8 protein-coding genes and 1 pseudogene are annotated in these 9,095 nt (G+C 71.9%); 2 read left to right on the top strand and 7 right to left on the bottom strand.

Translation table 11 applies throughout. From position 1 onward, the window contains the following. The 4 genes and pseudogenes from VFN12_RS12060 to VFN12_RS12045 form a co-directional block, all read right to left on the bottom strand. Positions 1 to 234, bottom strand: a pseudogene (locus VFN12_RS12060) (phosphoribosylamine--glycine ligase N-terminal domain-containing protein); the annotation flags it as partial. Further along, entirely contained in the window at positions 231 to 1,043 is an 813-nt protein-coding gene (locus tag VFN12_RS12055; protein ID WP_325118938.1) for an SDR family oxidoreductase, read from the bottom strand. The pseudogene VFN12_RS12060 and the gene VFN12_RS12055, both read right to left, overlap by 4 nt. Continuing rightward, complete coding sequence (locus VFN12_RS12050; RefSeq protein WP_325118937.1) at positions 1,040 to 2,254, bottom strand: cytochrome P450; 1,215 nt, start codon at positions 2,252 to 2,254, stop codon at positions 1,040 to 1,042. Before VFN12_RS12050 ends, VFN12_RS12055 begins: the two co-directional genes overlap by 4 nt. Positions 2,255 to 2,272: 18 nt before the next feature. After that, positions 2,273 to 3,571: an adenylosuccinate synthase gene (locus VFN12_RS12045; protein WP_325118936.1), complete on the bottom strand. Its 1,299-nt coding sequence runs from the start codon at positions 3,569 to 3,571 to the stop codon at positions 2,273 to 2,275. Positions 3,572 to 3,656: 85 nt separating this feature from the next. On the opposite strand from VFN12_RS12045, the gene VFN12_RS12040 reads away from it, so the two are divergent. Then, positions 3,657 to 4,568: a diacylglycerol/lipid kinase family protein gene (locus VFN12_RS12040; RefSeq protein ID WP_325118935.1), complete on the top strand. Its 912-nt coding sequence runs from the start codon at positions 3,657 to 3,659 to the stop codon at positions 4,566 to 4,568. A 67-nt stretch (positions 4,569 to 4,635) separates the two neighbouring features. On the opposite strand, the gene VFN12_RS12035 is transcribed toward VFN12_RS12040, so the two are convergent. Beyond that, positions 4,636 to 5,628 (bottom strand): DNA-binding response regulator, encoded by a 993-nt coding sequence (locus tag VFN12_RS12035; protein WP_325118934.1) that lies wholly within the window; start codon positions 5,626 to 5,628, stop codon positions 4,636 to 4,638. 310 nt (positions 5,629 to 5,938) lie between these two features. Between VFN12_RS12035 and lysS the strand changes: the two genes are divergently transcribed. Then, complete coding sequence (gene lysS, locus VFN12_RS12030) at positions 5,939 to 7,636, top strand: lysine--tRNA ligase (protein ID WP_325118933.1); 1,698 nt, start codon at positions 5,939 to 5,941, stop codon at positions 7,634 to 7,636. Here lysS and VFN12_RS12025 read toward each other — a convergent pair. Then, complete coding sequence (locus VFN12_RS12025; protein ID WP_325118932.1) at positions 7,612 to 8,028, bottom strand: DUF3151 domain-containing protein; 417 nt, start codon at positions 8,026 to 8,028, stop codon at positions 7,612 to 7,614. The genes lysS and VFN12_RS12025 overlap by 25 nt on opposite strands. After that, entirely contained in the window at positions 8,028 to 9,062 is a 1,035-nt protein-coding gene (fbaA, locus tag VFN12_RS12020) for a class II fructose-bisphosphate aldolase (RefSeq protein WP_325118931.1), read from the bottom strand. The genes VFN12_RS12025 and fbaA overlap by 1 nt, the downstream gene beginning before the upstream one ends. Positions 9,063 to 9,095: the final 33 nt, after the last annotated feature.

The raw sequence follows: 9,095 nt of genomic DNA, 5'->3' as shown, positions 1-9,095 counted from the left end.
GACCCCTGCGACCAGCGGCGCCTCGGGACCGACGACGACCAGGTCCACGCCGAGCTTCTCGGCGAGCGCGGCGACGTCGGCACCGTTCATCGGGTCGACGTCGTGGAGGGTCGCGACGGCCGCGATCCCGGGGTTGCCCGGCGCGGCGTGCACCTCGGTGACCTGGGGGTCGAGGGACAGAGCTCGAGCCAGCGCGTGCTCGCGCCCACCGGTGCCGATGACCAGGGTCTTCACGGGCGGACCCGCCGCTCGTAGTCGGCACGGGCGGCCGCGTCGGCGCCGGTCAGGATGGCGTCGGCGTGGAAGACGCGCGAGATCGCCTCCTGGGCCCGGCGCGGGAGCAGCTGGGTGGCACGCACCATCCCCTGGGTCCAGCGCGGCACCCACGTCTCCGGACGGGGCCTGCGGATGACCGCCTCGATGGCCGCGGCGACGTCGTCGGCGGTCACCGGCTTCACGAACCGCGCCTGGGACACCCCGGCCGCGAGCTCGGTCTGCACGACGGAGGGCAGGACCATGGAGACGTCGACGCCGTACGGCGCGAGCTCACCCCTGGTGGCCTCGGTGAAGCCGACCACGCCGAACTTGGAGGCGGCGTACGTCGCGCCGTTCGGCACGGCGACCCGGCCGACGCCCGAGGCGACGTTGACGATGTGCCCCCGGCCCCGCCTGACCATCCCGGGCGCGATCGTCTTGGTGCCGGTGATGACGCCCAGCAGGTTGACGTCGAGGATCGCGCGTGTGACCTCGTCGGGCTCCTGGACCACCGGGCCGACGGGCATGATCCCCGCGTTGTTGACCAGGACGTCGACCGGCCCGGCGGACTCGGCGAAGGACCTCCACGAGGCGGGGTCGGCGACGTCGAGGGGCAGGACCTCGACGTCCAGGTCGGCGGTGGCCCTCGCGGCGACCTCGACGTCGCGGTCGCCGACCACGACCCGGGCACCCGCCCGCGCCAGCCGGGTGGCGGTGGCCAGGCCGATCCCGCGGGCCCCGCCGGTGATGGCGATGCCCAGGGTGGACAGGTCCCTGCTCGTGCTCATGCGACCGCCACCGGCAGGTGCTGGGGGCCGCGCAGGTTGATCCGGCCGTTCCAGACCGGCTCCCCGGTCAGCCGCAGCTGCGGGAAACGCTCGACCAGTCGCTGGATCGCGACCCGGCCCTCGAGGCGGGCCAGGGCTGCCCCGAGACAGTGGTGGACACCCGCGCCGAACGACACGTGCCCGCGCGCGTCCTCCCGGTCGAGACGCAGCGCGTCCGCATCGGGCCCCCAACGGCCGGGATCACGGTTGGCCGCGGCGAGGCTGGCGATGACGAACGCACCGGCGGGGATCTCGGCCCCGGCCACGCGATAGGGCTCGAGCGTGATCCGGCGGCTCATCTGCACCGGGGAGTCGTAGCGGAGCAGCTCCTCCACCGCGTTGCCGGCCAGGTCCGGGCGATCCCGGAGGAGCGCGAGCTGATCGGGGTTGCGCAGCAGCGCGAGCGTGCCGTTGGCGATCAGGTTGACGGTGGTCTCGTGACCGGCGATGTAGAGGAGCAGCACCTGCGCCACCAGCTCCTCGTCGTCGAGGACGTCGCCGCCGTCCTCCGCGCGGATCAGGGCTGTCAACAGGTCATGGCCGGGCTCACGGCGCTTGCGCTCGACCACGTCGGCCGCGATGTCGGCCAGCTCGGTGTCGGCGGCCAGGATCTCGCGGAAGGCATCGGCGTCGACGACCGGCTCCAGCGAGCGCACCACGATTCCGGCCAGCTCGCGCATCCGCTCGTGGTCGGCCTCGGGCATGCCCAGCATCTCGGTGATCACCGTGAACGGCAGGGGGTAGGCCAGCGCCTCGACCAGGTCGCACTCGCCCTGACCGGCCATCCGGTCCAGCGCGTCGTCGACCAGCCGCTCCACCTCGGGCTCGAGCGCGGCGATCGCCTTGGGCGTGAACGCCTTCGACACCAGCTTGCGCAGCCGGGTGTGGTCGGGAGGGTCCTTGTCGAGCATCGAGAGCCCGTGCATCCGTTCCGCGCTGTCGCCGTACACCTCGTCGGCGATCTGCTGCATCGGACCCGGCGCGACGTGACGCTCCTCGACCGAGTGCCCCGAGCGCAGCAGGGCGTTGACCTCGTCGTAGGTCGACAGGACCCAGAACCCGAACGGGTTCTGGTGGACCGGGTCCGCGGCGCGGAGCTCGTCGTAGGTCGGATACGGGTCGTCGGTGAAGCCGGGCGCGAACGGGTCGAACACGTACGCGGTCTCGCTCATGTCACAACCCTCTCGCGATCACTCGTGGACGACCAGCGTCTGCTCGCGCCCCGGACCCACGCCGACGCCCCAGATCCGGGTGCCCGACATCTCCTCGAGCGCCTCGACGTAGGCCTGGGCGTTCTTGGGCAGGTCCGCGAAGGTGCGGCAGCCCGAGATGTCCTCCCACCAGCCGTCGAGGAACTCGTAGACGGGCTTGGCGTGGTGGAACTCCGACTGCGTCATCGGCATCTCGTCGTGGCGCACCCCGTTGATGTCGTAGGCGACGCACACCGGCACCCGCTCCCAGCTGGACAGGACGTCGAGCTTGGTCAGGAACAGGTCGGTCAGACCGTTGACCCGGGAGGCGTACCGGGCGATGACGGCGTCGTACCAGCCGCAGCGCCGGTCGCGGCCGGTCGAGACACCGACCTCCCCGCCGACCTTCCAGAGCTTCTCGCCGTCCTCGTCGAACAGCTCGGTGGGGAACGGCCCCGAGCCGACCCGGGTGGTGTAGGCCTTGATCACGCCGATCACCCGGTCGATCCGGGTCGGGCCGATGCCCGCGCCGGTGCAGACCCCACCCGCGACCGCGTTGCTGCTGGTCACGAACGGGTAGGTGCCGTGGTCGACGTCGAGCATGGTCGCCTGGGCACCCTCGAACAGCACCGTCTTGCCCTCGTCGAGCGCGCGGTTGAGCAGCAACGCGGTGTCGGCGACCATCGGCCGCAACCGCTCGGCGTACGACAGCAGCTCCTCGACCACGGCGTCGACCGCGACCGCGCGCCGGTTGTAGGCCTTGGCCAGCAGCTGGTTCTTGACGTCGAGGGACCCCTCGACCTTCTGGGTCAGGATCGACTCGTCGAAGAGGTCGGCGACGCGGATGCCGATCCGGTTGATCTTGTCGGCGTACGCCGGCCCGATGCCACGGCCGGTCGTGCCGATGCGGTTCTTGCCGAGGAAGCGCTCGGTGACCTTGTCGATGGTGGAGTGGTAGGACGCGATGATGTGCGCGTTGGCGCTGACGACCAGGCGGCTCACGTCGACGCCGCGCGCCGCCAGCTCGTCGAGCTCCCGGAACAGCGCCTCGGGCGAGATCACGACGCCGTTGCCGATGACGCTGGTCGTCCCGGGGGTGAGGATGCCGCTGGGCAGGAGGTGGGTCGCGAACTTCTCGCCGTCGACGACGATGGTGTGGCCCGCGTTGTGGCCGCCGCTGGTGCGGACCACGAAGTCGATGGAGTCGGCACCCGACTCGTGCTGGGTGGCCAGCAGGTCGGTCGCCTTGCCCTTGCCCTCGTCACCCCACTGGGCTCCGAGGATCACGATCGCGGGCATCGACACTCCTTCGGCGCTCGTCGGGGGACCACCGACACCTTAGAACGCTGCGGGAGGTGTTGCTCGTTGGGCTAGGGTCCCTCGCGTGGAGTCGTTGCTGGTGATCACCAACACGGACGCCGGCACGGCCGACGAGGAGACCCTCGACCGGGCGCTGGCGTCGCTGTTCGACCACGTCTCGATCGAGGTGACGGCGACCTCCAACCCCGGTGAGCTCGACGGGGTCCTGCACCGCGCCGGATCCCGGGTGATCGTGGTCGCCGGGGGCGACGGCAGCCTGCACGCCGTGGTGGCCGCACTCCACCGCCGGCACGACCTGTCCAAGGCCGTGATCGGACTGCTGCCCCTCGGCACGGGCAACGACTTCGCGCGCGCGATGGAGATCCCCCTCGACACCGAGGACGCCGCCCGGGTGCTGGTCGACGGGCACGTGCGCCCGGTCGACCTGATCGTCGACGAGCTCGGCAACGTGGTGGTCAACAACGTGCACGTCGGCGCCGGCGCACAGGCCAGCCGCCGCGGGCAGCGGTGGAAGGAACGCCTGGGCAAGATCGGCTACGGCCGGCTCAACCTCGGCCGCGCCGGCTACCCCATCGGTGCCGTGCTGTCCGCGGTCAAGCCGCCGTACCTCCGGCTCCGCGTGGAGGTCGACGGCGAGGTGGTGGTGGACCTCGACCAGCCGGTCCTCATGGTCGCGATCGGCAACGGCCCGACCGTCGGCGGCGGCGCCGCGCTGGCGCCCGAGGCGGACCCGGAGGACGGCAAGGTCGACGTGATGATCTCGCGCGCGATCGGGCCGTGGGCACGGCTCGCGTACGCCGCCCACCTGACGCGCGGGCGCCACCACGAGCGGGACGACGTCATCTACCTCCGCGGAGAGCGGGTCTCCATCAGCGGTGACGAGTTCTACTGCGCCGCCGACGGGGAGATCTACGGGCCGGAGCGGCACCGGACCTGGCACGTCGAGAAGGCGGCGTACTCCATGGTGCTGCCCTGACTCGGTGGTCGAGGTGCGAGGGTCGTCTCACGGTCCGAGCCTCGGAACCCCGTGACGGAGGCGGGACCTAGAGCCAGCCTCGCCGCACCGCCTCGGCCCCGGCCTGGAACCGGGTGTCGACCCCGAGCTCGATCAGCAGGTCGGCGACGCGGCGGCGCAGCGTCCGCAGGCTGAGGCCGAGCGCCCGGGCGATCTGCTCGTCCTTGGACCCGGCGGCCAGCTGCTGCAGGATGAACCGGCGCAGGTCGGGACGGGCGTCGCCGAAGTCGAGGTCGGGCACCGGCGCGGCCCGTTCCCACATCAGCTCGAACAGCATGGTGAGCGCCTCCACCAGGGCACCCTGCCGGACCAGGAGCCGCGGCTCGTCGGCCATGCCGAGCGGCTCGGGTACGACGGCGTGGGTGGAGCCGAGCACGAACATCCGCGTGGGGAGGTCGGAGACGACCCGGATCTGCTCACCGGCGCGGGCCCGGGTCAGCAGCACGTCCGGCGCCTCCTGCAGCGCACGGACGGGATAGATCGCCCGGGACCGGCGCCCGGTCGCGATGGCCGCGGCCACGACCTTGGCCACCGCCTCCTCCCGGGGCAGGTCCCAGGCATCGGGCCGCAGCCACAGCAGGTCCCCCCGGCTCTCCTCGACCATCTTGGTCAGCAGCTGCAGCGGGTTGCCACCGGTGCTGACCTCGCCGTCGAGCAACTGGGTGCTCTCGACCTCGCCCGGACCGGGGCGGGTGGCGGCGGCGGCGAGGAACGGGATGGCACCGGCGATGTCGTCGAGCCGTTCGCGGGCGCGAAGAGCAGCGTCCGCCTCGCGGGCGACGTACGCCGACACCACGGCCGACAGCGACAGCACATGGACCCGGCCGCGCTCGACGCGCACGATGCCCCGGTCCGACAGGTCCGCGATCTGCGCCGAGAGCGCGTCGGGCGAGATCCGCAGGCCGCGGGCCACGACGTCGACCTCGCTGCCGGACAGTGGCAGGAGCCGCTGGTAGAGCCGCTCCTCCTCCCGGGTCAGCCCCAGGGCCGAGAGCGTGGAGACCGGAGCGCGACGGGACACCGTGGCATCTTAGTGCCAGCGGCAGCGCGGAGCCATGTGGCACCAAGGTGTCAGGTGCATCATTTTGGGCAGCGTCGCGTTCGTTTGCGCCACCTTCGGGGTGGCGGCTCACGCAGCCGCTCGACCCACATCGGGGGATGGAGTCGAAACGGCAGGCGCGTGGCGGGGTGTTGGAGCCCGGTTCGGGTTCCGACGCCCTTTCCATGTCCGCCACCCTCGCGCCTTCCCGCCGCGCAGACGCGCTCGACTCCCCGGTAGCGTTCGACGTCGGGAGTGACCGGAGCGATGAGCCAGGGCGAGGAGCGAGACGATGGCACGAGGCGGGCAGGGCGACCCCACGGACTGGGTGACCCGCGCCGCCGACGACGCCGTGCGGCACGCCGGCGAGGGCAAGCGGGTCACGGTCTCGTCCGGCGCCAGCCCGTCCGGTCCCGTGCACCTGGGCAACCTGCGCGAGTTCCTCACGGTCCACTTCGTCGCGGACGAGCTGGAGCGCCGCGGCGTCGAGGTCCGGCACCTGCACGTGTGGGACGACTTCGACCGCTTCCGACGGGTGCCGGCCGGCGTCGACCCGGCGTGGTCCGAGCACATCGGCCGGCCCCTCTCCGCCGTACCGGACCCGTGGGGCTGCCACGACTCGTGGGCCGAGCACTTCAAGGAGCCCCTGCGCGAAGCCCTGGCCGAGCTCGGCGTCGAGATGGACGAGGTCTCCCAGACCGAGCGGTACCGGGCGGGGCTCTACCGCTCGGCCGTGCGGACCGCCGTCGACCAGCGACACGAGATCGAGGCGATCCTGGCCCGTCACCGGACGAGGAAGGAGGCGGAGTCCGTCGAGTCGGACGCCGAGGAGGAGCCCCCCGTCGGCCCGTCCGACGAGCTCGCGCGCTTCCCCTTCAAGCCCTACTGCTCCTCCTGCGGACGCGACACCCTCGACCTCACCGACTTCGCCGACCCGGTCCTCGCCTACACCTGCCGGGTGTGCAGCCACCAGGGGCACTTCGACCTCGACTCCGACACCGACGGCAAGCTGGTGTGGAAGGTCGACTGGCCGATGCGGTGGGCGGTCGAGCACGTCGACTTCGAGCCCGCGGGGATGGACCACGCGACACCCGGGTCGTCGTTCACCGTCGGGCACGAGCTCGTGGAGAAGGTCTTCGGGATGCCGCGACCCGCCTGGTTCGGCTACGGGTTCGTGGGCTTCGCCGGGATGCAGAAGATGTCGTCGTCCGCCGGAGGCGTTCCCACCGCCGCGGACGCGCTGCGGATCCTCGAGGCCCCGATCCTGCGCTGGCTCTACGTCCGCCGGCAGCCCCGGCAGACGTTCAACATCGACTTCGGGCCCGAGGTGGTCCGGCTCTACGACGAGTGGGACGCCCTGGGCCGCAAGGCGGCGACCAAGCGGGACGTGGCCGTGCTCGCCTTCGAACGTGCGGCCGCGACCTCCTCCGCCGGAACCCTCCGGACCCCACGCGTGGTGGTGCCGTTCCGGACCCTCGCCTCCGTGGCGGACGTGACGGCCGGCTCGGCGGAGCTGATCAGCCGCGTGATCGACCGGGTCGGCCACGAGCACTCCTCGGTCGACGACCTCGAGCCTCGCCTGTCCCGCGCGATCCACTGGACCACGGAGTTCGTGGCGGAGTCCGACCGGACCGTCGTACGCGAGACGCCCGACGACGAGCGGCTGGCCGCCCTGTCCTCGCAGGAGGAGACCTGGCTGCGGCTGCTGCTCGACGGCCTCCCCGGCGGCGACCTCGACGTGGATCCGGTCACCACGCTGGTCTACGGCGTCCCCAAGCTCGCCCGCGGCCTGGCCGTCGACGCCAGCCCGACCGACGAGGTGAAGGCCGACCAGAAGGAGTTCTTCCGGCTCCTCTACAACCTGCTCGTCGGCAAGGACCGCGGCCCGCGGCTGCCCACGCTGATCGTGGCCCTGGGTCGCGAGACGGTGCAGTCCCTGCTGACCCCCGGCCGGCCCACGACGGGTCAGCGCCCGAGCAGCTCCTCGTAGGCGGTGGGGCTGGAGTCGCGCAGGAACCCGGCGCACCGGTCCCACTCCTCGGACTCGTCGATCGCGCGCGCGGAGGCGGCGAGGACGGCGAGGCAGCGCAGGAAGCCGCGGTTCGGCTCGTGCTCCCACGGGACCGGTCCGTGGCCCTTCCAGCCGTTGCGGCGCAGCAGGTCGAGGCTGCGGTGGTAGCCGACCCGGGAGTAGGCGTAGACGGTCACGTCGTCCGCCCCGCCGTCGCGGGCCTGCTCGGCCAGGGCGGCCCACGCGAACGGTGACGCCGGGTGACGGCGTACGACGTCGGCCGGAGCCGCACCGGAGTCCAGCTCGGTGGTGGCCGGGTCCTCCGGCAGGTGGGTGGGCGGTGGCCCGGCCATCAGGTCGGTGTGGCTCATCAGACGCCGACCGACGTACCGCTGGAGCGCAGGTTCTCGCACGCCTCGACGACCCGTTCGGCCATGCCGGCCTCCGCGGCCTTGCCCCACGAGCGGGGGTCGTAGACCTTCTTGTTGCCGACCTCGCCGTCGATCTTGAGCACGCCGTCGTAGTTGCTGAACATGTGGTCCGCGACCGGGCGGGTGAAGGCGTACTGGGTGTCGGTGTCGACGTTCATCTTCACCACGCCGTAGTCGACCGCGGCTCCGATCTCCTCGGCCGTCGAGCCGGACCCACCGTGGAACACCAGGTCGAACGGCTTGGCGCCGTCGTCGAGGGACAGCTCCTTGACCACGGCGGCCTGGGCGTCCCGCAGGATCTCCGGGCGCAGCTTCACGTTGCCGGGCTTGTAGACGCCGTGCACGTTGCCGAAGGTCAGGGCGGTCAGGTAGCGCCCCTTCTCCCCGGTCCCGAGCGCGGCCACCGTGGCGAGGGCGTCGCCGGGAGTCGTGTAGAGCTTCTCGTCGATCGCGCCGACGATCCCGTCCTCCTCGCCGCCGACGACGCCGACCTCGATCTCCAGGACGATCCTGGCCGCGGCACAGCGCGCGAGCAGCTCCTCGGCGATCTGCAGGTTCTCCTCCAGGGGAACGGCGGAGCCGTCCCACATGTGCGACTGGAAGAGCGGGTCCTCGCCGCGGGAGACCCGCTCGGCGGAGATCTCCACCAGCGGCCGGACGAACCCGTCGAGCTTGTCCTTCGGGCAGTGGTCGGTGTGCAGCGCGATGTTGACGGGGTAGTTCTTGGCCACCTCGGCGGCATAGCCGGCGAACGCCACGGACCCGGTCACCATGTTCTTCACCGACGGGCCCGAGAGGTACTCGGCTCCCCCCGTCGAGATCTGGATGATGCCGTCGGAGCCGGCGTCGGCAAACCCCTTCAGGGCCGCGTTGAGGGTCTGGGACGAGGACACGTTGATGGCCGGGAAGGCGAAGGCCTTCTCCTTCGCGGCGTCGAGCATCGCTGCGTAGACCTCGGGAGTGGCGATGGGCATGCGGGGTCTCCTCGGGACACGGTTCGGGACTCT

Origin of the sequence: Nocardioides sp. (assembly GCF_035703625.1) — a bacterium.
GTDB lineage: Bacteria > Actinomycetota > Actinomycetes > Propionibacteriales > Nocardioidaceae > Nocardioides.
This window is presented reverse-complemented; position numbering and strand designations above follow the sequence as displayed.